Source organism: Methylobacterium sp. J-077 (assembly GCF_022829365.1).
GTDB lineage: Bacteria > Pseudomonadota > Alphaproteobacteria > Rhizobiales > Beijerinckiaceae > Methylobacterium.
In genome coordinates this window covers 81698-105609 of the sequence record NZ_JAKSYJ010000083.1, presented here as the reverse complement: position 1 = coordinate 105609, position 23912 = coordinate 81698, and the positions used below count along the sequence as shown (strand labels likewise).

The following is a 23912-nucleotide window of genomic DNA, read 5'->3' as shown; positions in this document are numbered from 1 at the left end:
TTTTTTTTGGGACTTCGCCCGATCCCCTGTGCGCTGCGTTGCCGGATCGGTTGACCCGGGCAGCCGGGCCTGATCCTTAGGAACATATCAGGAACTCGAGCCGAGCCCCCGAGGCGGCGATGGATCCGGAGGTCGCCCTCCGAAAAATCATCCATATCGACATGGACGCGTTCTACGCGTCCGTGGAGGAGCGGGACGAACCGTCCTTGCGCGGGCTGCCGCTCGCCGTGGGCGGCTCCCGGGAGCGCGGCGTGGTGATGGCGGCGAGCTACGCGGCGCGGCGGTTCGGCGTGCGCTCGGCCATGCCGTCGGCCACCGCCCGGCGGCTCTGCCCGGACCTGCTGTTCGTGAAGCCGCGCTTCGAGGTCTACCGGGCGGTCTCGGAGGAGATCCGGGCGGTGTTCGCCCGGCACACGCCGGTGATCGAGCCGGTGGCCCTGGACGAGGCCTATCTCGACGTCACCGAGAACCTTCTGGGGCTTCCCACGGCGACGGCCGTCGCCAAGGCGATCCGGGCCGAGATCCTGGAGCGCACCGGCCTCGTCGCCTCGGCCGGGGTCTCGTACAACAAGTTTTTGGCCAAGGTCGCCTCCGACTACCGGAAGCCCGACGCCCTGTTCGTGATCACGCCGGCCATGGGGCCGGATTTCGTCGCCGCCCTGCCGATCGGCCGCTTCCACGGGGTCGGGCCGGTCACCGAGGCGAAGATGAAGCGGCTCGGCATCGAGACCGGGGCGGATCTGCGCACCTGGACGCCCGAACGCTTGCGCGAGGCCTTCGGGTCGGCCGGGGCCTATTACCACGCGGTCGCCCGCGGGCTCGACGAGCGGCCGGTGCGCGCCCACCGGGTGCGCAAGTCGATCGGGGCGGAGACGACCTTCTCGGAGGACACGACCGCCTTCGCCGTCCTGGCGGAGCGGCTCGCGCCCCTGTTCGACAAGGTCTGGGCCGGGGCCGACGCCAAGGGGATGCGCGCCCGGACCGTGACCCTGAAGCTCAAGTTCTCGGATTTCGCCCAGGTCACCCGGGCGAAATCGCTCCCCGCCCCGGTGGCCGACCGGGCCGCCCTCGAGCGGATCGGCCTGGAGCTGCTCTCCGGCCTGTTCCCCCTCCGGCGCAGCGCCCGGCTGATCGGGATCGCGCTCTCGGGCTTCGAGCAGGGGGAGACGGCAGAGCCGCTGCAGCTCGGGCTGGGGCTCTGATCCGCCGCGGCCGGTCCCATGCTGCGCTGCGTCGTGGTTTGTGCGGCGCCGCACGTCGGCTGGGACTCGTCAACCACAGATAGGAGCCATCCGGTGCGGTCGGGATTGCCCGGACACCGCACGAACCGAAGGTTCCACCCCCATGTCGAAGCCTACATCCCTGGCCCTGGCCGCCGCCCTGCTGCTGAGCGTCCCGGCGGGCGCCGCCCGCGCCGACGGGTCCTTCGGTGCGGCCAATGCGGCGCTGCTGCGGGGCTACACCGCGAGCCCCCCGCAGCTCTACGTTTCGTCGGGCGGCCCGAGCGCCGGATTCTTCGCCGGCGCCGTCTCGGCTCCGCAGCCGCCGAAGCCGCCGGCCCGCGCCCGCTGAGGCGGGTCGGACCGGGCTTCCGTTCGATCAGGCGTTCTTGCGCGGGCGGTGGTCCGGGTCGATGCCGCCGTCCGGCTTGGTCTCGTTCTCGACATCGCCCTCGAAGGTCGAGTCGGCCTCCAGGTCCTCCGGGTCGGCGCCGCTCATGCCCTTCGAGGTGCCGATGCCGGGATTGCCCTTGAGATCGGCGTCGGTCGGGGTCTCGGTCTTCGGGTGCTTGGATGACATCGCCTGACTCCTGTCGGGTATAGGAGCCGGGCCAACGCGTCGGGCCCCGGGCGGTCGCCCGGCCCGCATGCGGCGGTTCGCCTCCCGATACCGTTCAGGCGATCGCGTCCGAGCCGATCCGCCGCACGCCGGCCGCCTCCATCCGGGCCCAGGCCTGGGCGAGCGACCCGTCCCCGTCGATCCCGCGCACCGCATCCGCCACCACCCAGACGTCGAAACCGGCGTCGCGCGCGTCCAGCGCGCTCCAGGCCACGCAGAAATCGGTGGCGAGCCCGCACAGGACGACGCGGGTGACGCCGCGCTCCGTGAGCGCACCGGCGAGCCCGGTGCGGGTGGTCCGGTCGGCCTCCAGGAAGGCCGAGTAGCTGTCGATCCGCGGATCCATCCCCTTGCGGATCACCAGCCCGGCCCGGTCGGTATCGAGCCCCGGCGCGAAACCCGCCCCGGTCGAGCCCTGGACGCAGTGGCGGGGCCACAGCACCTGCGCGCCGTAAGCGAGCACGACGCTCTCGAACGGCGCCCGCCCGGGATGATTCTCCGCGAAGGAGATGTGGCCGGCTGGGTGCCAGTCCTGGGTCAGGGCGACGTGCCGGAATCTTTGCTGGAGCGCGTTGATCGGCGCGATCACGGCGCCGCCGTCCGGGACGGGGAGGCCCCCGCCCGGCAGGAAATCGACCTGCACGTCGATGACGAGGAGCAGGTCGGCGCCGCCGGGTGTCACGGCAGCATCACGATCGAACCGGTGGTCTCCCGGCCGGCCAGGTCCCGGTGCACCTGCTGCGCCTCGGCGAGCGGGTAGGTCGCGTTGACGGCGATCTTCACCGCACCGTCGCCGACCACCTTGAACAGGCGGGCGGCCGCCTCCTCCAGCGTCGCGCGGTTCGACGAGAAGGTCGCGAGCGTCGGCCGGGTCACGTAGAGCGAGCCGCGCGGGGCGAGCAGGCCGAGATCGAGCCCGGTGATCGCCCCGGAGGCCGAGCCGAAGCTCGCCAGCAGGCCCAGCGGCGCCAGGCTGTCCAGCGAGCCCATCAGGGTCGCCTGCCCGACGCCGTCATAGACCACCGGCACGCCCTTGCCGTCGGTCAGCTCGCGCACCCGCTTGGCGACATCCTCCTCGCGGTACAGGATGACGTGGTCGCAGCCGTTCCGCTTGGCGAGCTCCGCCTTCTCGGGGCTGCCGGCGGTGCCGATCACCGTGGCGCCGAGATGCTTGGCCCATTGGCAGGCGATCAGGCCGACGCCGCCGGCCGCCGCCTGCCACAGGATCGTGTCGCCGGGCTTCACCGCGTAGGTCCGGTGCAGCAGGTACTCGACGGTGAGGCCCTTCAGCATCATGGCGGCGGCGGTCTTCTCGTCGACGCCGTCGGGGATCGGCACGGCCGCCGCGGCCGGGATCACCGCCTCCTCGGCGTAGCAGCCGTCCGCCACCGAGCCGTAGGCCACCCGGTCGCCGGTCTTGAACTGGGTCACCCCCTCGCCCACCGCCGAGACGGTGCCGGCGCCCTCCTTGCCGGGGGTGTAGGGCAGGTGCGGCGACTTGTAGGCGCCGGTGCGGAAGTAGATGTCGATGAAGTTGACGCCGATGGCGGCCTGCTTGACCCGGATCTGCCCGGGGCCGGGCTCGGCCAGGGGCACGTCCTCGAACTTCATCACCTCGGGGCCGCCGTACTCGTAGACCCGGATCGCCTTCGGCATCGTCGTACTCCCGCTCAAGCCCCGTTGCGCCGGGACGTCGCGGATCCGAGATAACGGAGCCGCCGCCGGAGGCAATTCGTTTTTGCCGTTCGCTCTGCGGTTGCGGCCCGATCTGAAACCCAAATCCTGGATCCGGCGCCTCCGGCCGCCTATCTTGGTCCTGCCTACCCTCCGACCGGAAGTCCCAGAAAATGTCCGGCACCACCCGCACCAGCGCCGACCTCGATCCGCGCCGCCGCCGCCTGCTGTTCCGGTCGTGGCACCGCGGCATCCGCGAGATGGACCTGATCATGGGCCGCTTCGCCGATGCCGAGATCGGCACCCTGACGGAGACGGAGCTCGACCAGTTCGAGGCGCTGATCGAGGTGCCGGACCGCGACCTGTTCAAGTGGCTCACCGGCGAGGCCGAGACGCCGTCGAACTACGACACCTCGGTCTGGCGCCGCGTGCGGGCGTTCCACCGGCACGACGCGCCGATCCATTCCTGAGAGCGAAGGCCTGAAATGGACGAACCCAAGCCCACTTACGACCACCCGGCCCGGTCGATCGCCACCGAACTCGTGGTCCGCATCATGCTGGAGATGATGGAGCGCGCCGACCCGTCGCTGCGCGCCGAGATCCTGCGCCAGGCGACCACCCGCGCCGCCGCGATGACCAAGACCATGCCCAACGCCGACTTCTTCCGCGGCCGGGTCGAGGCGGCGCTGGCGGAGATCGTCGGGCCCGACGCGTAGGAGTGGGGCTCAGCGCCTTGCCCCCGCAGAGCTGCCGCCGACCTGGGTTTCCGTTCTTGAGTAGGCCGCGACGCGCCCCCTCTCCCGTGCGGGAGAGGGTTGGGGCGAGGGATCAGCTCTGTCCGCGGAGGTCGCACCCCTCACCCTGTCCCTCTCCCGCACGGGAGAGGGGACCCGGGCCTTGTCCGGAGCCGTGTGAGTCCGATAGCCCACACGAGAGAAGGCCCGTGGCGGCCTGCGAGCGCGACCGCATCCTAAACCGAGTCGGATGCGCTCATGTGCGCGGCCTCTCCATATGCCGGGGCCGTGCGCTTTCCGACAAGCGCCTGACGAGGATCCCGCCATGCGCCAGCGCGGGTTCTCCGGTAATCGTCCGGCGCAGTGGAAGTGCCGCGCCCCGGCCGGCGGGCGCATCCCGGAATCGCACCTGAACACGCGTTCCCTGCTGGAGCGCCGCCGCCATATAGGGCACCGTCAGCCACCCCGACGCCGCCGCCGGGATGCTTTATCACGACGGCTCAATGGGCTAACGCCGGCCCGCGTCAGCCCTCCCTGTGCCCGGCGGGACTCCCCGCGAAAGACCCGATGGCCAAGCCCCAGCCGAAATCCTCCCCGAAGCCCCCTGCCCCCGCTGCCAAGCCGCAGGTCGCGCGCTTCGCGCTGCCGAAATCCTCGGCGCTCGCGCAGGTGCTCGACGCCCTGAAGCGCGGCGACAGCCCGGTCCTGGCCAACGCGCCGGAGGGGTTCGACGCCCTGGCTTTGGCCGATCTCGCCCGCGCCCTGGCGCCCACCGTCGACGCCCCGGCGGTGCTGGTCCACGTGGCGCGCGATTCCGGGCGCTCGGCGTCGTTCCAGTCAGCGCTGGGCTTCGTCGCGCCCGAGATGGACGTGATGAACCTGCCGGCCTGGGACTGCCAGCCCTACGACCGGGTCTCGCCGACCACGGCCACGGCCGCCGCCCGGATGACGGCGCTGGCCCGCCTGGCCCGGACCCGCTCCGCCGAGGACCGCCCGCGCATCCTGTGCACCACGGTCAACGCCCTGGTGCAGCGGGTGCCGCCCCGGGGCCACATCGCCAGGGAGGCGTTCTCGGCCGCGATCGGCAACGTCGTGGCGATGGACGACGTGGTCGCCTGGGTCGAGGCCAACGGCTTCCTGCGCACCGGGACAGTGCGGGATACGGGCGAGTACGCGGTGCGTGGCGGCATTCTCGACCTGTCGCCGCCGGGCCTGCCGGCACCGATCCGCCTCGACTTCTTCGGCGACACGCTGGAATCGATCCGCGCCTTCGACCCGGAGACCCAGCGCACCACCGGCCAGCTGCGCTCCCTCGACCTGATGCCGATGAGCGAGGTCCAGCTCACAACCGAGACGATCCGGCGCTTCCGCCAGGGCTACATCCAGAGTTTCGGCGCCGCGACCCGGGACGACCGGCTCTACGAGACCGTGAGCGAGGGCCGCCGCTACGCCGGCCTCGAGCACTGGATGCCGCTGTTCTACGATCAGCTCGACACGCTGTTCGACTATCTGCCCGGCGTGCCGCTGGTGTTCGACCCGCAGGTCGAGGACGCGGCGGCCGAGCGGATCAGCCTCGTGCAGGATTACTACCAGGCCCGCGAGGGCGCGATGAAGACGCCGCAATCGGGCGTCGCCCCCTACAAGCCCCTGCCGCCCCGCGCCCTCTACCTGACCCCCAACGAGCTGAAGGAGCGGATCGCGACCGCCACGGTGGCGCGGCTGACCCCGTTCGCGCAGCCGGATTCCCTTGAGCGCGCGGTGATCGATTGCGGCGCCAAGGCCGGAAGAACCTTCGCGCCGGAGCGCGCGAACGAGAGCGCCAGCGTGTTCGACGCGGCGGTGGCCCATATCCGCGACCTCCAGGGATCCGGGCATCACGTGATCCTGGGATCCTGGTCCGACGGCTCCCGCGACCGGCTCTGCGGGGTGCTCACCGACCACGGCCTGAGGAAGCCGGTGGCGATCACCCGCCTGTCGGACGTCTACGCGTTGAAGCGCGGCGCCGATTCCGCCGTGGCGGTCTGGGGCCTGGAAGCCGGCTTCACGGTGGGCGAACTCGCCGTCGTCTCCGAGGGCGACATCCTGGGCGACCGGCTGGTGCGCCAGAAGCGCAAGGCCAAGCGGCCCCAGGACGTGATCCTGGAGGTGCAGGCGCTCCAGCCCGGCGACCTCGTGGTCCATGCCGACCACGGCATCGGCCGCTTCTCCGGCCTGAAGACGATCCACGCCGCCGGCGCCCCGCACGATTGCCTGGAGCTGAGCTATACCGGCGGCCTGCTGCTGCTGCCGGTGGAGAATATCGAGCTCCTGACCCGGTACGGCTCCGAGGATTCGGAGGTCGCCCTCGACCGCCTCGGCGGCGGCGCCTGGCAGGCCCGCAAGGCCAAGATGAAGCGCCGCATCCTCGAGATGGCGGGGGAGCTGATCAAGGTCGCGGCCCAGCGCTTCGTCCGGAAGGCCCCGGTGCTCAAGGCGCCCGAGGGGCTCTACGGCGAGTTCGCCGCCCGCTTCCCGTTCGAGGAGACCGAGGACCAGGCCAACGCCATCGACGCGGTGCTGGACGACCTCAATGCCGGCCGGCCGATGGACCGGCTGGTCTGCGGCGATGTCGGCTTCGGCAAGACCGAGGTGGCCCTGCGCGGCGCCTTCGCGGCGGCGATCGCCGGCAAGCAGGTGGCGGTGATCGTGCCGACCACCCTGCTCGCCCGCCAGCACTTCCGCACCTTCGCGGAGCGCTTCAAGGGATTGCCGATCCAGGTCGCCCAGCTGTCCCGGTTCGTCTCGGCCGGCGACATGAGGCAGACCCGCGCCGGGCTCGCCGACGGCACCGTCGACATCGTGGTCGGCACCCACGCGCTGCTGGCGAAAAACATCGCGTTCAAAGATCTCGGCCTGATCATCGTCGACGAGGAGCAGCATTTCGGCGTCGCCCACAAGGAGCGGCTGAAGGCGCTCCAGGCGGATGTCCACGTGCTGACGCTCTCGGCGACCCCGATCCCGCGCACCCTGCAGCTCGCCATGACCGGCGTGCGCGAGCTCTCGATCATTGCCACGCCCCCGGTGGACCGGCTGGTGGTGCGCACCTTCGTGACGCCGTTCGACCCGCTGACCATCCGGGAAGCGCTGCTGCGCGAGCGCTACCGCGGCGGCCAGTCGTTCTACGTCGTCCCCAGGATCGAGGACCTGGCGGAGGTGAAGAAATTCCTCGACGCCGAGATGCCGGAGATCAAGGTCGCGATCGCCCACGGCCAGATGGCGGCGGGCCAGCTCGAGGACGTGATGACCGCCTTCTACGAGGGCAAGTTCGACGTGCTGCTCTCGACCACCATCGTCGAATCCGGCCTCGACATCCCCACCGCCAACACGCTGATCGTGCACCGGGCCGACATGTTCGGCCTGGCCCAGCTCTACCAGCTGCGCGGCCGGGTCGGCCGCTCGAAGGCCCGGGCCTACGCGCTGTTCACCACCCCGGCCAACCGCCAGCTCACGACCCAGGCCGAGCAGCGGCTCAAGGTGCTGCAGACCCTCGACACCCTGGGCGCCGGCTTCCAGCTCGCCAGCCACGACCTCGACATCCGCGGCGCCGGCAACCTCTTGGGCGACGCCCAGTCCGGCCACATCAAGGAGGTCGGCTACGAGCTCTACCAGCAGATGCTGGAGGACGCGGTGACGGCGCTCAAGGCCGGCATCGAGGACCTGCCCGAGGAGGCGTGGTCGCCGACCATCGCGCTGGGTGCGCCCGTGACCATCCCGGAGACCTATGTCGAGGATCTCGGCGCGCGGCTGGCGCTCTACCGGCGGCTCGCCACCCTCCAGGACGATGCCGAGATGGAGAGCTTCGGGGCCGAGATGATCGACCGGTTCGGGCCGCTGCCGCCGGAGGTGGAGCAGCTGCTCAAGATCGGCACGATCAAGATCCTGTGCCTCAAGGCCAATGTCGAGAAGGTCGAGGCCGGCCCGAAGGGCGTGGTCGTCCATTTCCGGGACAAGTCCTACGCCAACCCGCAGGGCCTGGTGGCGTTCGTGGCCGAGCAGGCCTCCTTCGCCAAGGTGCGGCCCGACATGAGCGTCGTGTTCGTGCGCGAGCTGACCACGATCCCGGCCCGGCTCAAGACCGCCACGGAGGTGCTGCGCCGCCTGGTGACGATCGCCGAGCGCGGGAAGAAGGCGGCGTGAGGGTTCTGTTTCAGGGTCGGGTGCCGTTTAGGTGTCCGGCCTCGTAACTTCCAGGGAGACGCGCAGATGGCAAACCCGGCCGCAGCCAGCGCCCCGTCCACTCCGGCGAAGTCCCAAAACAACGCCTTCCTGACGCCCCTGCTCACCGACCGGCGGGTCGTGGCGGTGCTGGGCTTGGGCTTCGCGCAGGGCATCCCGTTCCTGCTCGTCTACGCGACGCAGTCGGCCTGGCTGGTCCAGGCCAAGGTGCCGCTCGCCACCATCGGGCTGATGAGCGAGCTGACCATCGCGTACAAGCTCAAGTTCCTCTGGGCGCCGTTCCTCGACCGGCACGACGCGCCGCTGCTCGGGCGCTGGCTCGGGCGGCGCCGGGGCTGGATCGTGGCCGCGCAGATCCTGGTGGCGCTGGCGCTCGCCGGCGTCGCCTTCGGCGATCCGGCCCACTGGCTGGCCTGGACGGTGGCGTTCTCGCTGGCGCTGGGCGTCGCGGGCGCCACGCAGGACGTGGTGATCGACGGCTGGCGCATCACCGTCGCGCCGCCCGAGCGGCAGGCGCTGATGTCGTCCTGGGCGGAGATCGGCTACCGGGTCGGCAACCTCGCGGCCGGGGCCGGCGCCCTCTACCTGTCCGACGCCTATGGCTGGCGCGCCGCCTATCTGTGCATGGCGGTCCTGCTCGCCCCCGGCACGATCGCGGCGCTGCTGGCGCCCGAACCCCCGGCCGCGCCGCCGCAGGAAGGCGGCTTCGTCGAGACCGTCTGGGCACCGATCCGCGACCTGCTGGCGCGGCTCGGCCCCCTGGCGGTGCCGGTCCTGGCGCTGGTGGCGGGCTTCCGGATGCCCGGCTACGTGTCGAGCACCATGGCGATCCCGCTGTTCAAGACGCTGGGCTACACCAACACCGACATCGCCACGGTGACGAAGCTGTTCGGCTTCTGGATCGCGCTCGGCGGGACGTTTCTCGCGAGCGCGATCATCCCGCGGATCGGCATGATGGCGAGCCTGCTGATCGGCACCGTGGCGGCCTCGGCCTCGCATCTCGCGCTGGCCTATCTCGCCTGGCACGGCGGCCATGGCGGGGCGGCGTTCTGGACCTTCGCGGTCACGGTCGGGATCGACGGCTTCGCCTACGCCTTCGCGTCGATCGTGCTGATCACCTACATGTCCCGGCTCGCGGCCACCGAGCACGCGGCCAGCCAGTACGCCCTGCTGACCTCCCTCTGCGCCCTGCCCGGCAGCCTGCTCGCCGGGCTCTCAGGCTTCGTCATCGAGCGGACCGGCTTCACGTGGTTCTTCGTCGGGACCTCGCTGATCGGCGTGCCGGTGGCGCTGCTGTGCCTCCTGGTGGCGCGCCGCCACGGGCCCATGGAGGCGCCGGCGGCGTGACGGCCCGGGGTCGCGCGCAGGGTCTCCTCAGTCTTCGCGGGCCGGCGACCGCTTTTCGGGGCGTTGTTCTGGTGTTCCGCGGGGATCCCGGGGGTGTTCCAGCGCGGCGCTGGCGGCACGCCCGGCTCTTTAGCCAAGATTAACCATGGGACGGCCTAATGGGCTGGACGGTTGATATCCTCCCCAGACGGGCAACCCAGGCCACGTGCGCGGAAAAAGCCTCCGCGGGCGAACGGCGGCGGCTGCCAGGTGGGGAAGCGCGTACGCGAGTTCCCGCATGGCCCAGGTTGCGTATTCCCGACCCGCGTACCGCGACGCGGCCTTTGCCCCGGCCCTTGTGCCGGCGCCCTATCCGCGTCTTGCCGACGAGGCGGCCTACGCGCCCCCGGCCCGGGCGCCCTACCCGAGCGCCATGCGGCGCGCCCGCCGCCGCGCCCGGCTGACGGCGCTGATCTCGCTGGCCGCCCTGTCCATGGCCGGCTGGACCGTGCTGACCCTGCCGCACGGGCTGCCGATCACCCTGCCGGTCTCCTGGAGCCCGCCCGCCCCGGTTGCCGAGGCGGAGCCTGCGCCCGCCGCCGAAGCCCAGCCCACGTCGGCGCCCCGCCCGAGCATCGCCTGGATGCTCGATCCGAGCCCGGCGCTCGGCTCCGGGGCCGCCAGAGCCTTCGGGGCGCCGCCCCCGGCCGCGTCCTTCCAGGTCGCGGCGGCCGAGCCGTCCCCGGCTGTCCGGGAGATCGCCCAGCGGGTCGCCCGGAAGGTGGTCCAGGCCCGGATGGCGTCGGCCGAGCCGGCCCCGGCTCCGGTCGTGCAGGCTCCGATCGTGCAAGCGGCCGCCGTGCCGCCCAAGGCGGCCGCGCCGGTCCGGATCGCCGCCGCCGAGCCGACGCCCGCGGCCCTCGCGCCCAATCTCGTCCCCAATCTCGTCCCCAATCTCGTCCCCTTGCCGGTCGCCCGGCCCTCCGAATTGCGGCGCCCGTCCGCGGCCCCGGCGCCCCGGGTGGCGGCCCGCGCCCTGCCCCGCACCCGCGACGTGTTCCGCGCCGCCATGGCGGAGGAGCCGTCCTTCCTCGAGAAGCTGTTCGGCGTCGGCGCCGCCGCGCCCCGTGCGGATGCGCGCCAGGCGCTCGCCTATGCCAGCCCGGACGCCCTGCCCCAGCAGGCGCCGCGCACCCGGATCAGCCCCGCCCCGGATTCGGTGGCCGGCACCGCCGTCTACGACATCACCGCCCGCACCGTGACCCTGCCTTCCGGCGAGGTGCTGGAGGCCCATTCCGGCCTCGGCGAGGCCATGGACGATCCGCGCTACGTCCACCTGCGCATGCGCGGCTCGACGCCCCCCGGCACCTACGACCTCACCGAGCGCGAGCGCCTGTTCCACGGGGTCCGGGCGATCCGCCTCAACCCGGTGGGCGGCAGCGGCGCGGTCCACGGCCGCGAAGGCCTGCTCGCCCACACCTACATGCTGCGCCAGCCCGGCGCCTCGAACGGCTGCGTCTCGTTCCGCGACTACAACCGCTTCCTGCAGGCGTTCCTGCGCGGTGAGGTCCGGCGCCTCGTGGTGGTCGCCGGCAGCCGGGGCGACTTCTTCGGCGGCCGGGTCGGCATGGTCGACCGCCCGGGCCGGCGGGGCTGAGACCAGGCCTCCGGCGCATCCGGGCCGGGGCAAAATGCCCCGAAGGTCGGAGGGCGCCCTGGCGGCCCGTGCCTTTACGCGCCCGCTCAAGCCTGCCTTAACGGGGCCAGACGCCAAGCCCCGTACAAGAGGCACACCATGAAACTGCCCCGCCGCTTCTTCCAGCCGCTGGCCACCGGCGCGCCGGCCCCGTTCCGCGAATTGCCGGTGCGGCTGGAGCGGATGATCCACTTCGTCCCGCCCCACAACGACAAGGTCCGCGCCCGGGTGCCCGAGCTCGCCGGCACCGTCGACGTGGTGCTGGGCAACCTGGAGGACGCGGTCCCGGCCGACCAGAAGGAGGCGGCCCGCAAGGGCTTCGTCGCCATGGCGCAGGCGACCGACTTCGCCGCCACCGGCACCGGCCTCTGGACCCGGATCAACGCCCTCAACTCCCCCTGGATTCTCGACGACCTGTTCACGATCGTCGCCGAGGTCGGGGACAAGCTCGACGTCGTGATGGTGCCCAAGGTCGAGGGGCCGTGGGACATCCACTACGTCGACCAGCTGCTGGCCCAGCTCGAGGCCCGGCACGGGGTGACCAAGCCGATCCTGATCCACGCGATCTTGGAGACCGCCGAGGGCGTGGCCAATGTCGACGCCATCGCGTGCGCCTCCCCGCGGATGCACGGCATGAGCCTCGGGCCGGCCGATCTCGCGGCGTCCCGCGGCATGAAGACCACCCGGGTCGGCGGCGGCCACCCGGATTACCGGGTGCTGAGCGATCCCGCGGGCGACGCCCCCCGGGCCACCGCCCAGCAGGATCTCTGGCACTACACCATCGCCAAGATGGTCGACGCCTGCATGGCCAACGGCCTCAAGGCGTTCTACGGCCCGTTCGGCGATTTCTCCGACGGCGATGCCTGCGAGGCGCAGTTCCGCAACGCCTTCCTGATGGGCTGCGCCGGCGCCTGGACGCTGCATCCGAGCCAGGTGGCGATCGCCAAGCGCGTCTTCGCCCCCGACCCCGCCGAGGTCGCCTTCGCGGCCCGCATCGTCGCGGCCATGCCCGACGGCACCGGCGCCGTGATGCTCGACGGCAAGATGCAGGACGACGCCACCTGGAAGCAGGCCAAGGTCATCGTGGATCTGGCGAAGCTGGTCGCCGCGAAGGATCCGGAACTGGCGGCGGTGTATCAGCTGGGGTGAAGCGTAGGACGCGGATCTTCGGATGATTGCGCAACGAGCGCTCGCCGCAATTGCGAATACTGCTCCGGTACTCGGACAACGAAATTCATAAAATAAAGTCAGATCTAATCGGAATCAGGTCGAAAACATCGCGGATTGAAGAGATGTTCAATCCGCGATATATCTTCTGCTGATTCAAAATTGCTATATGATAAATAGCAATCTTTGAAAACATTTTGGGTGTTGAATGACAGTTGGCATATCAATTCCAATTGAAGGTGGGACTCGCAATTTGAGTTTAACCGATAGGCCTGTCTTTATCCTAGGCAGGAACGGAACGGGCAAATCGGCTCTTGTTCACTACATCAGAGGTCAGATTCAGCATCAATATGTCGGCCGCCTGGTCTACTTGCCAGGGTCTCGACCAAGTTATTTCGATAGTGACAGTTTGAGTATGACAGCTAATTCGCGTCTACAGTTTGAAAGTAATAGTGCTAGTTGGGATTCGTCCCCAGATGTTCGAATACGGCCTGTTTCTGGTACGACGCGAAATGAAAGAGCTATTTTTGATCTACAAGCCGCAGAAATTCAATACCACGTCGATGCTGCGAACGACATCAAGGAGAATGGCACTGCTTCTTCCGCGATACAAAAATTACAATCAAAGTCATCGCCGCTTGATCGTGTGAATCGGCTTCTTCTCCAGTCCAATCTGCCTGTTAAAACTATTATCGATTCCGGAGAGCTGAAAGCTCAGAGGAATGGAAATATTTACAGTATTTCAAGAATGTCTGATGGGGAGAGGACCGCGCTCATCCTGATTGCCGATGTAATTGCTGCAAAGAATGGCGCATGCTTTCTAATTGATGAGCCGGAGCTTCATCTACATCGTTCAATTGTTGTGCCATTGATTGCTGCATTAATGGCGGAAAGGCCGGACTGCGCAATGATTGTTAGCACTCACGAGTTGAGTTTGCCAAGTGAGCATCCTAACTGCTCAATTATCCTCGTGCGAGGCTGTGTTTGGAGTGGCGGCGCACCTCGAGCTTGGGATTTCGATGAGATCTCAGACGCTGAAAACATTCCAATTGAAGTCCGCATTGATCTCCTTGGGTCTAGAAGAAAAATCCTTTTTGTTGAGGGAAAATCAACCAGTCTTGACCAGCCACTATATGCTCTAATTTTTCCAAGAATTTCTATTAGGCAAAGAGAGACGTGCAATGAGGTACGTCGAGCTGTCGTTGGATTGAGGCAAGTTCAATCGCATCATCACGCCGAGGTATTTGGTCTGGTTGACAACGATAGCATGGAGGTGGATTTCCAGGAAAAATTATTAAATGAAGGCATATACGCCCTGCCTATGTTTTCTGTAGAAAGCATATACTATTCTATAGAGGTTCTCAGTGCAGTTGCGGAGCGACAGGCCACCACGCTCGGCGTTGCGGCAGATGATCTTCTAAGGAACTGTTTTTCCAAAGCACTTGAAACTTTAAATAATCCTGGCAAGGCTGAACATCTAGCTGCTCGGATAAGCGAGCGTCAAATGCGCGATAAGATTCTTGCAAATATTCCGGATCGTAAGCTTATCGTGGCTAGCGGCAGTGATCCAATAAATATTTCTGTTGTTTCTCCCTATGCAACTGGTTTGAATAAGATTAAGGCATTGATATCGGATGGGAACTTAACCTCAATTATAAATGGGTACCCGGTCCGAGAGACTGGTATATTGGGCGATTTGGCTAAAGGGCTGCGTTTTTTGGGAGAAATCGATTATGAGAAAGCAGCTCTGAGCGTTATTAATATGAATGATTATTTGAAATCAACCATTAAGAATAAACTCGGCGCTTTATCGAACCAATTAGATTAAGGCCTCTTGATTTATTTGTTATGGGCAATATATTGTCGGTTGCTTGTGAAATCTAAATCCACAATAATAAGCATGCGAACAATCGTTTCTCTAATCGACATTGTTCGACCAATTGATCTTCATTTTTCTCCGAACCGCGCCCGATAATCCTGCGGCGTCGCCGCGACATGCCGCAAGAAACTGCGCCGCAGGGTCTCCTCGGAGCCGAAGCCGCAGGTCCGGGCGATGCGCTTCACCGGCTGCGCGGTCTCGGCCAGCGCCCGCCGGGCCGCCTCGATCCGCAGGCGCTCCACGGCCCTGGCCGGGGTGAGGCCGGTCGCCGCCCGGTAGTGCCGGCTGAGGCTGCGCGCGCTCATCCCGGCGGCCTCGGCCAGGACCGGGAGCGACAGGTCCCCCGCCAGGTTCTCGGCGATGAAGGCGTGGAGCGCCCCGAAGCGGTCCTCCCCGGCCTGCAGGGCCAAGGCCGCGCTGAACTGCGCCTGCCCGCCCGGGCGCTTCAGGAACATCACCAGGTGGCGCGCCACCGCCAGGGCACGATCGCGACCGAGATCGGCCTCGACCAGGGCCAGCGCCAGGTCGATCCCCGCGGTGACCCCCGCGGAGGTCCAGACCGGGCCGTCCTGCACGAAGATCGGGTCGGGCTCGACCCGGGCCAGCGGATGGCGCCGGGCGAGCGCGTCGCACTGCGTCCAGTGGGTCACGGCCCGCCGCCCGTCCAAAAGCCCGGCGGCCCCGAGCAAAAAGGCCCCGGTGCAGACCGAGGCGACCCGGCGCGCCCGCCCGGCCCGGTCCCGCGCCCAGGCCACCAGCTCCGGATCGGCGCAGGCCGCCGTGACGCCGGGGCCGCCGGCGACGATCAGGGTGTCCACCGGCGCGTCGCGATCCGGCAACGGGTCGGCGACCAGGCGCAGGCCGGCCGAGGCGGTGAGCGCCCGGTCGCCAGCCGCGATCACCCGCGGGGCGTAGGGTGCGAGCCCGCCGCTCAGGTCGTTGGCCGTGGCGAAGACCTGGAGCGGCCCGGCCACGTCGAGGAGTTGCACCGCCGGGAAGGCCAGCAGCTCCACCGGGCGGGGCGCATCTGGCGAGAAACGAGGGGTGTTTGGCATCTCGGCCAGATCCTGGCGCGGTACGGTCTCCCCGTCCAGCCCGGAGGCCCCGCATGATTCCCGCCGAGACCCATCTGCAGATCGGCTCGCTCCTGTTCGAGGGGCTCGACCAGATCGACCTCACCGGCCCGTTCGAGGTGCTGTCGCGGATCCCGAATTCGACCTACCGGATCTACGGGCCGAGCTCTGAGCCGGTGCGCGACCTGCGCGGGCTGCGGATCACCCCCGACGCCGCCCTCGCGGAGGCGCCGCGCCTCGACGTGCTGCACATCCCCGGCGGCCAGGGCCAGGAGGACCTGATGCGCGACGCGGCGGTGCTCGGCTGGATCCGCAGCCAGGCCGCGAGGGCCTCCCACGTCTTCTCGGTCTGCACCGGCGCGCTGCTGCTCGGGGCGGCCGGGCTGCTGATCGGGCGGCGGGCCACGACCTACTGGAACGCCGTCGACCTGCTGCCCTGGTTCGGGGCGCAGCCGGTCGACGCCCGGGTGGTGATCGACCGCGATGCCGCCGGCCGCACCTGGCTGTTCGCGGCCGGCGTCACCGCGGGGATCGACGGCGCGCTCCGGCTCGCGGCCGAACTGCGCGGCGACGAGGCCGCCCGGGCGATCCAGCTCGGCATGCAATACGCTCCCGAGCCGCCCTTCGACAGCGGCACCCCGCGCAGTGCCCCGCCGGCGATCGTGGCGCAGGTCCGGGAGGCGGCGGCCGGGATCACCGCCCGGCGGGCGGCCACCGCCCGGGCGATCGCGGCCGAGCTCGGCATCCCGGCTCCGGACCTGCCGAATCGCACCTCGGAAACCGGGACGTGACATCGGCCCGGTGACACGCCCCGGGATCGATCCTATCTGTCCGCTCTGGGCGGACAGAGTCATGACGGACGTAACACTGAGAACCGCGAAGTTCGCGATCGGCGCCGTGGTGCGTCACAGGATCTACCCGTTCCGGGGCATCGTGTTCGACGTCGACCCGGTCTTCGACAACACCGAGGACTGGTGGCTGGCGATCCCCGAGGATGTCCGGCCGCGCAAGGACCAGCCGTTCTACCACCTCCTCGCCGAGAACGCCGAGACCGAGTACGTCGCCTACGTGTCCGAGCAGAACCTCCTGCCCGACACGTCCGGCGAGGCCCTGCGCCATGCCGGCATCGCCGAGATGTTCGAGCGCGACGCGGCGGGCGGCTACCGCATGCGCGACCGCGTCCGGAACTGACGCTTCGAAGAATTCGGTCACGCTCGGGCAATCCCGCGCGGATAACGCGACGGGCGGCGCAGCAATTCTTCGAAGGGTCTCGTCATGGTTCGTCCCGTCGCCGCTGCGTTGCTGGCCGCCGGCCTCCTCGCTGCGCCGGCCCGCGCCAATGACAGCGCCGCCGAGCTCGATGCCGGCGGCCTGATCCTGAGGCCGGAACCCGGCATCGGCCTGGCGAGCGAGGATCTGTCGATCGCTCTCGACAGAATCAGCGTGTCCTACGGGTTCCGCAACCAGGGATCGGAGACGCGCACGGTCCGGATCGCCTTCCCGTTGCCGCCGATCGACGGCAGGACCCTGAGTTTCTCGGCCACCAAGCTTCCGCAGCTCGATCAGGCGAACTTCGTCGGCTTCACCGTCACGGCGGACGGACATCCGGTCGCGCCGGAACTGGAGGAGCGCGCCTTCGTGGGCGAGCGCGAGGTCACCGACCTGCTGCGCCGCCACGGCCTGCCGCTCAACCCGCTGCGCGTCTCCGAGATCGACGTAGCCGCCAAGCGGATCGGCAAGCCGGACTGGGCCGAACTGGTCAAGGCCGGCTTGTTTCCGGAGGCCGAGGACATGACCGAAGGGCTCTGGCGCTTCGAGGCGAAGTTCCACTGGCTGCAGGTGTTTCCGCCCGACCGAGAGGTGCGGATCCGGCACAGCTACGCTCCGGTGAGCGGCTTCCACGTCCTCGATCCGAAGGAGGCGTCCCGCGCGTCCTACCGGGCGACCTACTGCCTGGACGAGGCCGGGCTGGCGGCGATCCGGCGCCTGTACGCCAAGGCGCCGAACGAGGCCGGCTACCTGCGAGCCTTCGTGGTGCCCTACATCGTCACCACCGCGCGCAACTGGGCGGCCCCGATCGGCCGCTTCACCCTGACGGTGGACAAGGGCAGCCCGGAGGCGGTGGTGAGCTTCTGCCGCTCCGGCATCCGCAAGACCGGCCCGACGACGTTCCGCTGGGAGGCCCGGGACTACGTGCCCGATCACGACCTCCGGGTCCTGATCGTCCTGCCCGGCCCGGGCCCCACGGGGATCCGGTAGGCCAAGTCCAGGATCCCAGAGGGCCAAGCCGTTTGGCGGGGCTCGGGGCGGAGCGCCGACATGCGCGGCGCCTGCGATCGCGCATGAAAAAGGGGCCGGCCCTCGCGGTCCGGCCCCGGATCGGTCGCCGCTGCGACGTTACTTCGCCGCGGGGGCGCCGGCGGCCGGCGCGGCGCCGCCCTGCTGCTCGAGCTTCTTGCGCATGTCCTCGGAGCGCTTCTCCAGCTCGGCCTGGAGCTTCTTCTGCTGCTCCTCCAGGACCTTCGGGTCGATGGCCGGGCCGTCGAAGGCCTTGCCGAAGCCGGCCAGCGGCACCGCGAAGGTGACCTCGCGCTGGGTCTGGTTCTGGACCGAGACGTTGAGGGTCGTGCCCTTCTTCATCGCGGCGACGACGCCGGCTTCGACGCCCCCGGCCTCGGCGAAGCAGCCATTGGGGAAGCAGACCGCGAAGCGGCCCGGCGTCCCGGCCTGGCCGTCGACGTTGAAGCGGATGCCCGGCTGCAGCAGCAGGCCGAGCGGCAGCAGGTAGCGCACCACGCGCACCTCCTGCTTCTGGGCGGCGTTCTTCATCTCGTAGACGGCCACCGCCAGCACGGGCTGGCCCTGGTCGGACACGAAGTCGCGCGTCGTGTAGCAGATGTCGGTGCCGGAGCCCTGGTCCTTGCCGCAGACCTTGGTCCAGTCGGCCTGGCTCGGCTCGGACTTCACGGTCACGATCTGCGGGCCGGTCTGCGCGGCGGCGCCGGCCGGGGTGTTGGCGGCCGGGGTGGAGGGCGCAGCGGGGGCGGGCGCGGTCGGCGCGGGGGCGGCGGGCTTCTTCGCCTGGGACAGCGCCGGGGCGGCCGCGAGGCCGAGGCCCGCGAGGCCGAGGAGGGCGGCGCGTGCCAGCGTCGCGGGGCGGGTGAAGGACATCGGCTCTGACCCCTTTGGAGAAACGTGGTGTGGCTTGCGGAATGCGGAGCCGGCCTGACGGGCTGGTCCGCCGGACCGCCCGGGCACGCACCGCCGTGGCGTGCCTCCCGGGGCTCCGGATGAATCGGTCCGACCATCGGGCGAGGATGGGCGCCGGATGCGCGCATCGCCCGCCCCTGCGACCGGGCGGCCTGCCTGTCCCCTCCGAATGAGGCGAAGGCATGACACCGCGGCACCGAGCGCCCTTCGGGGTGCCCTGTGCCGCAGCCGGCCCCCGATAGGCCCGTGACTCTTCGGCCGCAAGCGCGACGTTGCCCGAGGCTGCCATGGGCCCGGTCATGCGGCGTCCCGCGGCGACGACAGCCTCGCTCAAGTGAACGGGTCTTAGCTGGGGGTTAACCATAGTCGGCCGACCATGCGGATGGATTTGCGGTTTGGGTGGGGGGCGGATTGAGCGCGTTCGCGGTGGCGGAGAGGAATGCCGACGCCGCGCCGGATGCGTCCGCTCGGTCCGGCGGCCTGTCGGCCAGCCTGTTCGCGGCGGCCCAGGCCGGCCCGCAGCGCACGGCCCTGCGTGATTCGGGGGACCGGGCGGCGTGGTGCGGGCGCCCGCCCATCACCTGGACCTACGCGGCGGCGGCCGAGATCGTCGGCCGCCTCGCCCGCGGCATCGGCGCGTGGCGGCTGCCGGCGGGCAGCCGGGTCGGCCTGTGGTTCTCGGGCGGCGCCGAATCGGCCCTGGCTCATCTGGCCGTCGAGGCGGCCGGCCACCTGCCCTGCCCGATGCCCGCCCTCTGGGATGCCGGGCAGCTCTCGGCCGGGATCGCGTCCGCCGGCCTGGTGGCGGTGCTGACCGAGGGCCGCCGCGGTGCCCGCCGCCCGGCCGAGGACCTCGCCCGCGCGGCCATGGGCCATTTCGGCCTGCGCTTCCTCGCTGCCTTCGGTCCCGGCGTCCCGGACGGCGTGATCAGCCTCGACGCGATGGCCCTGGAACGCGGGGTCGTCGCGCCGGCGGCGAGCCGCGGCCTCGTCACCTTCGCGGCAGGGGATCCGGGCCGGCCGGTCTACCGCAGCGCGGCGGCCCTCGCCGCGGCGATCGACGTCCATCTCGACGCGGTGCCGGTGACCGCGGACGAGCGGATCCTGACGCTGCTGCCGGCCCACGACCTGCGCGGCCTGGTGACCGGCCTCGGCGCGGCGCTCGCGGCCGGGGGCAGCCTCGAGACCGTGATTCCCTTCGACGAGGCGGGGTTCCGCGCGGCCCTGATGCGGCCGGTGCCGACCCGGCTCGTGGTCCCGTCCCTGATCGAGGGGGCGCTCGCCGCCCTGCCCCTGCCCTGGACCGTGCGGGCCCTCCACGTGGTTCATCGGGCGCCCGCGCGCACGATCCTGGCCTCTTTCCCCGAATCGGCAGGCCCGCGCCGCCTCGATTCACTGGTCTTCGACGAGGACGCGGTGCTCACCCGGCTCGGTGGCCGCGACCTCGCCGCGACCCTGGCCCATCCGGAGCGGGCGCCCCTGCCCCGGGCACTCCTCGATCTCGCGTTCCTGGACCTCGGCGACGATCCGGACGGCCCGCTGGCGTATCGCGGACTGGCCTGCGCGACGGCGCTCCTCCCCCGCGCCGGCATCCCGGAGCCCGACACCCAGGCATGGCGGAACTCGGGCTACCAGCCGACCCGGTCCGGCGGGATCGAGGCCGCCTGAACGGCGGACGATCGTCGGTTCATCCGGCGCTCAGGCGTGGCGGATAATCTCGCAGGCGCACACGGCCGGACGGATCCGATCCGCTCCTTCGTGGGTTTCGCTTCGGATTGTGGTTCTGGCTATCTTCCCAAGCCACGCGTCATGAGGTACCGCTCAAGCCTATGGGTGCGCTGCAACAAGTGCTCGTGGTCGATGACGGTGTTCGCGCCGTGGACCGGTCCCTTTCGGGCGAGCTGGCCAACCTCGGCTACGCGAGCGTCACCGCCTCGATGGAGGCGGCGGACGATGTCCTGGCCGTGATCGCCCGCCCGGCGGCGGTGCTGCTCCAGGCCCCGACGCGCCGGGACCCGGCCTATGCCCGCCGTGCCGCCCGCCTGCGCGGCCGGTTGCGCGACCGCGGCATCCCGGTTCTCCTGATCGGCGACGCGGGCGAATCACGGGCCGGCGGCCCGGTGGACCTCGCCACACGCCTCGGCGCCTACGTGGCGGCCCAGCCGGACCTCTGAGGAGACTTCTTCGACAGAAGCTTCGCCACCGTCATTGCGAGCGCAGCGAAGCAAGCTAGGGCAGCGCGCCGTCGCCCGAATCGTGGCACATCCTTGAGTCGCTTCGTGCGCGATGACAGCCCACGGATCCCCGCCGTCGAGGCCAGGATCCGGAGCCCGATGTCACGCTGCGATTCGGATCGTCGAGACGATCTCGTCGATCTCCCTCGACAGGCTTCCATCCGCACCCCGCACGACGAGGCCCAGTTCGGCCAAAGCCACAACGTCGTCGTGGACCCACCTGACGTTGCTGCCGAGCGCGCGGGCCAGGGCGCGAATTCCGGTCTCGGGCGTCTGTCGAAGGTGGCGCAGGAGGTCGTAGCGCTTCGGCGTCAACACGGCGCACAGGACGCTCCAGTCCCGGAACAGGATGCGATCGCTCCCAGGGACGACGTGTCCGGCCTCCGCCGCCTTCCAGGCTTCGGCTACATCCGCCGCGGCCGCGCGCAGGCCGCGGCCGACTTCACCTCAGTCCTTACCATGGTCTCTCCTCCAGGCTTCGACGGCTTGGATGCTCTGATCGCGCCGACGATCGCCTGCGCCGCGTCCGTTGTCCAAGCTGATCCCGCGCCGCGCTCAGCGCGCCCCGCGCATCAGTTCCGGCGCGCCGAGCCGCGGCAGGACGCCTTCACGCATCACCACCCGCCGGAGCGGGCCGAGATGCGACATCGCCAGCAATCCGAGGCCCCGGAGGGCGTCGACCGGCAACAGGTCGGTGAGCAGGCTGCGGTTGAGCAGATCCACCGCGGCGGTGCGCGCGGCGGCATCGAGCCGGCGGCTCCGGGCGTAGCCGTCGAGGACCGGCCGGGCGCCGGGATCGCGGCCATCGCGGGACGCGGCCACCAGCGCGTCGCGCAGGGCGGCGGCGTCGCGCAGGCCGAGATTCAGCCCCTGCGCGCCGATCGGCGGGAAGACGTGGGCCGCCTCCCCGACCAGCGCCAGGCGCTGCGCCACCGGGCTCGAGACGGAGAGGCCGCGCATCGGCACGAGGCCCCGGGGGCCGTCGATCCGCATGGCGCCCAGCATCGCCCGGGCCTGCCGCTCGACAGCCTGGCCCAGGGCGGCGTCGTCCAGGGCCGCGAGGCGCCGCGCCGCGCTCTCGCCGGTGACCCAGACCAGGCTGGACCGGTACCCGCCCGGCAGCGGCACCAGGGTGAACGGGCCGGAGCGGGTGTGGAACTCGGTTGAGACGTCCCGGTGCGGACGCTCATGAGCGAGGATCGTGGTGATGGCGCTTTGCGGGTAGGTCCAGTCGCGCACGTGCACGCCGCTGGCGGCCCGGAGCGGGGAGCGCGCGCCGTCGGCGCCGACCACCAGCTTGGCCGCGACGCTGCCGCCATCCGCCAGGCTCAGGCGCGCCACCGTCTCGCCGGGGACGGCCCCGGCGGCATCCGCCTCGACCAGGGTGAGATTGTCCTGGGCCCGGGCGCGGTTCCGCAGGCTCTCGACCAGGCGTGCGCTCTCGACGTTCCAGCCGAAGGCGTGGAGTCCGATCTCGGCGGCCTGGAAGCGCACCGGCGGCGGCCGGAACAGGCTGCCGGTGTCGTCGATGATCTGCAGGGTGCAGAGCGGGCTCGCCTGCGGCGCCACCGCCGCCCAGGCGCCCAGGGCCTCCAGGAAGCGCACCGAGCCGTCGAGCAGCGCGACCGTGCGCCCGTCCGCCACGGGGGCGTGGCGACCGACCAGCGCCGTCCGGATGCCGGCCTGGGCGCTCGCCAGCGCGGCGGCGAGCCCCGCGGCCCCCGCGCCCACCACGGCGACGTCGAATGCTGCCCCCTCGGCCCTGCTACCCTGCACGATCCCTCGCCTGCTTCCGTGAACCGCGCCGATCTGGTCGCGCTGCCTGTGCCTCTATCTGAGTTTTCCGGTATCCCTGCCAAGCCCGATCCGCGAAGGCCACAGCGCCGCAGCCGAGCAATGGCCTCACGCCTCGGCTTCCCCTCGCCGTCCGAGCGCGCCGTCTCACCCCAGGAAGGCCGAGAGCTCCGAAAACACCTCCTCCGGCCGCTCCTCCTGCAGCGTATGCCCGCAATCGAGCGCCCGGCCGGAGACGTTCGTAGCCTTCTCGCGCCAGGTCTCCAGCACGTCGTAGGTCTGTCCGACCACACCTTTCGCACCCCAGAGCGCGAGCAGCGGCGCCGTGATCCGCGCGTCCGAATCGGCCGCGTCGTGCTCCAGGTCGATGCCCGCCGCCGCTCTGTAATCCTCGCAGATCGCGTGGCGGCACGCCGGGTCGCCGTAGCAGCGCAGATACTCGGCGAAGAGGTTAGGCGGGGTCGAGCCGGGGGTCTTGGACTGGCCCTCGACGTGGTGGCGCAGGAAGTATTCCGGATCCGCTCCGATCAGCGTTTCGGGAAGCGGATGCGGCTGGATGAAGAAGAACCACCAGAAGTATCGGGTGGCGAAGGCCTTGTCGGTGCGCGCGTACATCGTCGCCGTCGGGGCGATGTCGAACAGGGCCACGCGCGCGACCCGCTCCGGATGGTCTAGCGCCAAGCGGTGGGCGACGCGCCCGCCCCGGTCGTGGCCGACGAGCGCGAACCTTTCGTGGCCCAGCGCCCGCATCACCGCCACCGCGTCCGCCGCCATGGCACGCTTGGCGTAGGCGGCGTGGCGCTCCCCGCCCGGGGGCTTGTCCGAATCACCGTAGCCGCGCAGGTCCATGGCCACGACGGTGCGGCGCTCCGCCAGGCGCGGGGCGACGTGCAGCCAGGTCGACAGGGTCTGCGGGTGGCCGTGCAGCAGCAGGACCGGCGGCCCGGAGCCGCCTGAGCGCGCATGGATCGTCACGCCGGGTTCGGTCTCGATCCGGTGCCGGTCGAAGCCCGGCAGGAAATCCGTGGCCATGCGGGTCGGTCGCCTCCGTGCCATGCCGCCCGTGCCATG

At 70.0% G+C, this 23912-nt stretch carries 22 protein-coding genes; 14 read left to right on the top strand and 8 right to left on the bottom strand.

The genetic code is table 11. The features are described from left to right. Nucleotides 1-119: 119 nt before the first annotated feature. Entirely contained in the window at nt 120-1202 is a 1083-nt protein-coding gene (gene dinB, locus MKL11_RS06360) for a DNA polymerase IV (RefSeq protein WP_243941358.1), read from the top strand. A gap of 142 nt (nt 1203-1344) precedes the next feature. Continuing rightward, nucleotides 1345-1572 carry a hypothetical protein gene (locus MKL11_RS06355; protein WP_243941356.1) on the top strand — a complete coding sequence of 76 codons (228 nt, stop codon included), beginning with the start codon at nt 1345-1347 and terminating at the stop codon, nt 1570-1572. Between the two features lie 27 nt (nt 1573-1599). Here MKL11_RS06355 and MKL11_RS06350 read toward each other — a convergent pair whose 3' ends face one another. The 3 genes from MKL11_RS06350 to MKL11_RS06340 form a co-directional block, all read right to left on the bottom strand. Then, the gene (locus MKL11_RS06350; protein WP_243941354.1) at nt 1600-1800 is read right to left on the bottom strand and encodes a hypothetical protein; all 201 of its coding nucleotides are present in this window, start codon (nt 1798-1800) and stop codon (nt 1600-1602) included. Between the two features lie 94 nt (nt 1801-1894). Then, nucleotides 1895-2521, bottom strand: a complete 627-nt coding sequence (locus tag MKL11_RS06345) for a nicotinamidase (RefSeq protein ID WP_243941352.1) — start codon at nt 2519-2521, stop codon at nt 1895-1897. Continuing rightward, nucleotides 2518-3495 carry a quinone oxidoreductase family protein gene (locus tag MKL11_RS06340; RefSeq protein WP_243941350.1) on the bottom strand — a complete coding sequence of 326 codons (978 nt, stop codon included), beginning with the start codon at nt 3493-3495 and terminating at the stop codon, nt 2518-2520. Before MKL11_RS06340 ends, MKL11_RS06345 begins: the two co-directional genes overlap by 4 nt. A gap of 191 nt (nt 3496-3686) precedes the next feature. Here MKL11_RS06340 and MKL11_RS06335 point away from each other — a divergent pair, with 191 nt between their 5' ends. The 7 genes from MKL11_RS06335 to MKL11_RS06305 all read left to right on the top strand — a co-directional run bounded on the left by MKL11_RS06335 (nt 3687) and on the right by MKL11_RS06305 (nt 14479). Beyond that, nucleotides 3687-3983 carry a succinate dehydrogenase assembly factor 2 gene (locus MKL11_RS06335; RefSeq protein ID WP_243941348.1) on the top strand — a complete coding sequence of 99 codons (297 nt, stop codon included), beginning with the start codon at nt 3687-3689 and terminating at the stop codon, nt 3981-3983. A 15-nt stretch (nt 3984-3998) separates the two neighbouring features. Continuing rightward, on the top strand, nt 3999-4229 hold the full coding sequence (locus MKL11_RS06330) for a hypothetical protein (RefSeq protein ID WP_243941346.1): 231 nt from the start codon (nt 3999-4001) through the stop codon (nt 4227-4229). A gap of 585 nt (nt 4230-4814) precedes the next feature. Beyond that, nucleotides 4815-8423 (top strand): transcription-repair coupling factor, encoded by a 3609-nt coding sequence (gene mfd / locus MKL11_RS06325; protein WP_243941345.1) that lies wholly within the window; start codon nt 4815-4817, stop codon nt 8421-8423. Between the two features lie 66 nt (nt 8424-8489). After that, a complete protein-coding gene (locus MKL11_RS06320) occupies nt 8490-9809 on the top strand; it encodes an AmpG family muropeptide MFS transporter (RefSeq protein WP_243941343.1) in 1320 nt (439 codons plus the stop codon). 277 nt (nt 9810-10086) lie between these two features. After that, complete coding sequence (locus tag MKL11_RS06315; protein WP_243941341.1) at nt 10087-11445, top strand: tlde1 domain-containing protein; 1359 nt, start codon at nt 10087-10089, stop codon at nt 11443-11445. Nucleotides 11446-11583: 138 nt separating this feature from the next. Next, on the top strand, nt 11584-12633 hold the full coding sequence (locus tag MKL11_RS06310) for an HpcH/HpaI aldolase/citrate lyase family protein (protein ID WP_243941339.1): 1050 nt from the start codon (nt 11584-11586) through the stop codon (nt 12631-12633). 433 nt (nt 12634-13066) lie between these two features. After that, nucleotides 13067-14479: a DUF4435 domain-containing protein gene (locus MKL11_RS06305; protein WP_409565820.1), complete on the top strand. Its 1413-nt coding sequence runs from the start codon at nt 13067-13069 to the stop codon at nt 14477-14479. Between the two features lie 119 nt (nt 14480-14598). Here MKL11_RS06305 and MKL11_RS06300 read toward each other — a convergent pair whose 3' ends face one another. Beyond that, on the bottom strand, nt 14599-15585 hold the full coding sequence (locus tag MKL11_RS06300; protein WP_243941335.1) for a GlxA family transcriptional regulator: 987 nt from the start codon (nt 15583-15585) through the stop codon (nt 14599-14601). A gap of 53 nt (nt 15586-15638) precedes the next feature. On the opposite strand from MKL11_RS06300, the gene MKL11_RS06295 reads away from it, so the two are divergent. The 3 genes from MKL11_RS06295 to MKL11_RS06285 all read left to right on the top strand — a co-directional run bounded on the left by MKL11_RS06295 (nt 15639) and on the right by MKL11_RS06285 (nt 17862). Next, nucleotides 15639-16394 (top strand): DJ-1/PfpI family protein, encoded by a 756-nt coding sequence (locus MKL11_RS06295; protein WP_243941334.1) that lies wholly within the window; start codon nt 15639-15641, stop codon nt 16392-16394. A 61-nt stretch (nt 16395-16455) separates the two neighbouring features. Further along, nucleotides 16456-16794, top strand: a complete 339-nt coding sequence (hspQ, locus tag MKL11_RS06290; RefSeq protein WP_243941332.1) for a heat shock protein HspQ — start codon at nt 16456-16458, stop codon at nt 16792-16794. Nucleotides 16795-16878: 84 nt separating this feature from the next. Then, nucleotides 16879-17862 carry a DUF4424 domain-containing protein gene (locus tag MKL11_RS06285; RefSeq protein WP_243941330.1) on the top strand — a complete coding sequence of 328 codons (984 nt, stop codon included), beginning with the start codon at nt 16879-16881 and terminating at the stop codon, nt 17860-17862. A gap of 138 nt (nt 17863-18000) precedes the next feature. Here the strand turns inward: MKL11_RS06285 and MKL11_RS06280 are convergent, their stop codons facing one another. Further along, nucleotides 18001-18774, bottom strand: a complete 774-nt coding sequence (locus MKL11_RS06280) for an invasion associated locus B family protein (protein ID WP_243941328.1) — start codon at nt 18772-18774, stop codon at nt 18001-18003. Between the two features lie 450 nt (nt 18775-19224). On the opposite strand from MKL11_RS06280, the gene MKL11_RS06275 reads away from it, so the two are divergent. Continuing rightward, the gene (locus MKL11_RS06275; RefSeq protein WP_243941326.1) at nt 19225-20481 is read left to right on the top strand and encodes an AMP-binding protein; all 1257 of its coding nucleotides are present in this window, start codon (nt 19225-19227) and stop codon (nt 20479-20481) included. Between the two features lie 161 nt (nt 20482-20642). After that, entirely contained in the window at nt 20643-20987 is a 345-nt protein-coding gene (locus tag MKL11_RS06270) for a hypothetical protein (RefSeq protein WP_243941323.1), read from the top strand. 162 nt (nt 20988-21149) lie between these two features. Here MKL11_RS06270 and MKL11_RS06265 read toward each other — a convergent pair whose 3' ends face one another. The 3 genes from MKL11_RS06265 to MKL11_RS06255 all read right to left on the bottom strand — a co-directional run bounded on the left by MKL11_RS06265 (nt 21150) and on the right by MKL11_RS06255 (nt 23873). After that, a complete protein-coding gene (locus MKL11_RS06265) occupies nt 21150-21365 on the bottom strand; it encodes a hypothetical protein (RefSeq protein WP_243941321.1) in 216 nt (71 codons plus the stop codon). A 237-nt stretch (nt 21366-21602) separates the two neighbouring features. Continuing rightward, on the bottom strand, nt 21603-22823 hold the full coding sequence (locus MKL11_RS06260; RefSeq protein WP_243941319.1) for a UbiH/UbiF family hydroxylase: 1221 nt from the start codon (nt 22821-22823) through the stop codon (nt 21603-21605). A 165-nt stretch (nt 22824-22988) separates the two neighbouring features. After that, nucleotides 22989-23873, bottom strand: coding sequence for an alpha/beta fold hydrolase (locus tag MKL11_RS06255; RefSeq protein ID WP_243941317.1), 885 nt, complete (start codon nt 23871-23873; stop codon nt 22989-22991). Nucleotides 23874-23912: the final 39 nt, after the last annotated feature.

Bases quoted from the DNA above. Each gene is read 5' to 3' on its own strand.
- dinB (WP_243941358.1), top strand. From the start codon at position 120: ATGGATCCGGAGGTCGCCCTCCGAAAAATCATCCATATCGACATGGAC.
- MKL11_RS06355 (WP_243941356.1), top strand. From the start codon at position 1,345: ATGTCGAAGCCTACATCCCTGGCCCTGGCCGCCGCCCTGCTGCTGAGC.
- MKL11_RS06350 (WP_243941354.1), bottom strand. From the start codon at position 1,800: ATGTCATCCAAGCACCCGAAGACCGAGACCCCGACCGACGCCGATCTC.
- MKL11_RS06340 (WP_243941350.1), bottom strand. From the start codon at position 3,495: ATGCCGAAGGCGATCCGGGTCTACGAGTACGGCGGCCCCGAGGTGATG.
- MKL11_RS06335 (WP_243941348.1), top strand. From the start codon at position 3,687: ATGTCCGGCACCACCCGCACCAGCGCCGACCTCGATCCGCGCCGCCGC.
- MKL11_RS06330 (WP_243941346.1), top strand. From the start codon at position 3,999: ATGGACGAACCCAAGCCCACTTACGACCACCCGGCCCGGTCGATCGCC.
- mfd (WP_243941345.1), top strand. From the start codon at position 4,815: ATGGCCAAGCCCCAGCCGAAATCCTCCCCGAAGCCCCCTGCCCCCGCT.
- MKL11_RS06320 (WP_243941343.1), top strand. From the start codon at position 8,490: ATGGCAAACCCGGCCGCAGCCAGCGCCCCGTCCACTCCGGCGAAGTCC.
- MKL11_RS06315 (WP_243941341.1), top strand. From the start codon at position 10,087: ATGGCCCAGGTTGCGTATTCCCGACCCGCGTACCGCGACGCGGCCTTT.
- MKL11_RS06310 (WP_243941339.1), top strand. From the start codon at position 11,584: ATGAAACTGCCCCGCCGCTTCTTCCAGCCGCTGGCCACCGGCGCGCCG.
- MKL11_RS06305 (WP_409565820.1), top strand. From the start codon at position 13,067: ATGACAGCTAATTCGCGTCTACAGTTTGAAAGTAATAGTGCTAGTTGG.
- MKL11_RS06300 (WP_243941335.1), bottom strand. From the start codon at position 15,585: ATGCCAAACACCCCTCGTTTCTCGCCAGATGCGCCCCGCCCGGTGGAG.
- MKL11_RS06295 (WP_243941334.1), top strand. From the start codon at position 15,639: ATGATTCCCGCCGAGACCCATCTGCAGATCGGCTCGCTCCTGTTCGAG.
- hspQ (WP_243941332.1), top strand. From the start codon at position 16,456: ATGACGGACGTAACACTGAGAACCGCGAAGTTCGCGATCGGCGCCGTG.
- MKL11_RS06285 (WP_243941330.1), top strand. From the start codon at position 16,879: ATGGTTCGTCCCGTCGCCGCTGCGTTGCTGGCCGCCGGCCTCCTCGCT.
- MKL11_RS06280 (WP_243941328.1), bottom strand. From the start codon at position 18,774: ATGTCCTTCACCCGCCCCGCGACGCTGGCACGCGCCGCCCTCCTCGGC.
- MKL11_RS06270 (WP_243941323.1), top strand. From the start codon at position 20,643: ATGGGTGCGCTGCAACAAGTGCTCGTGGTCGATGACGGTGTTCGCGCC.
- MKL11_RS06255 (WP_243941317.1), bottom strand. From the start codon at position 23,873: ATGGCCACGGATTTCCTGCCGGGCTTCGACCGGCACCGGATCGAGACC.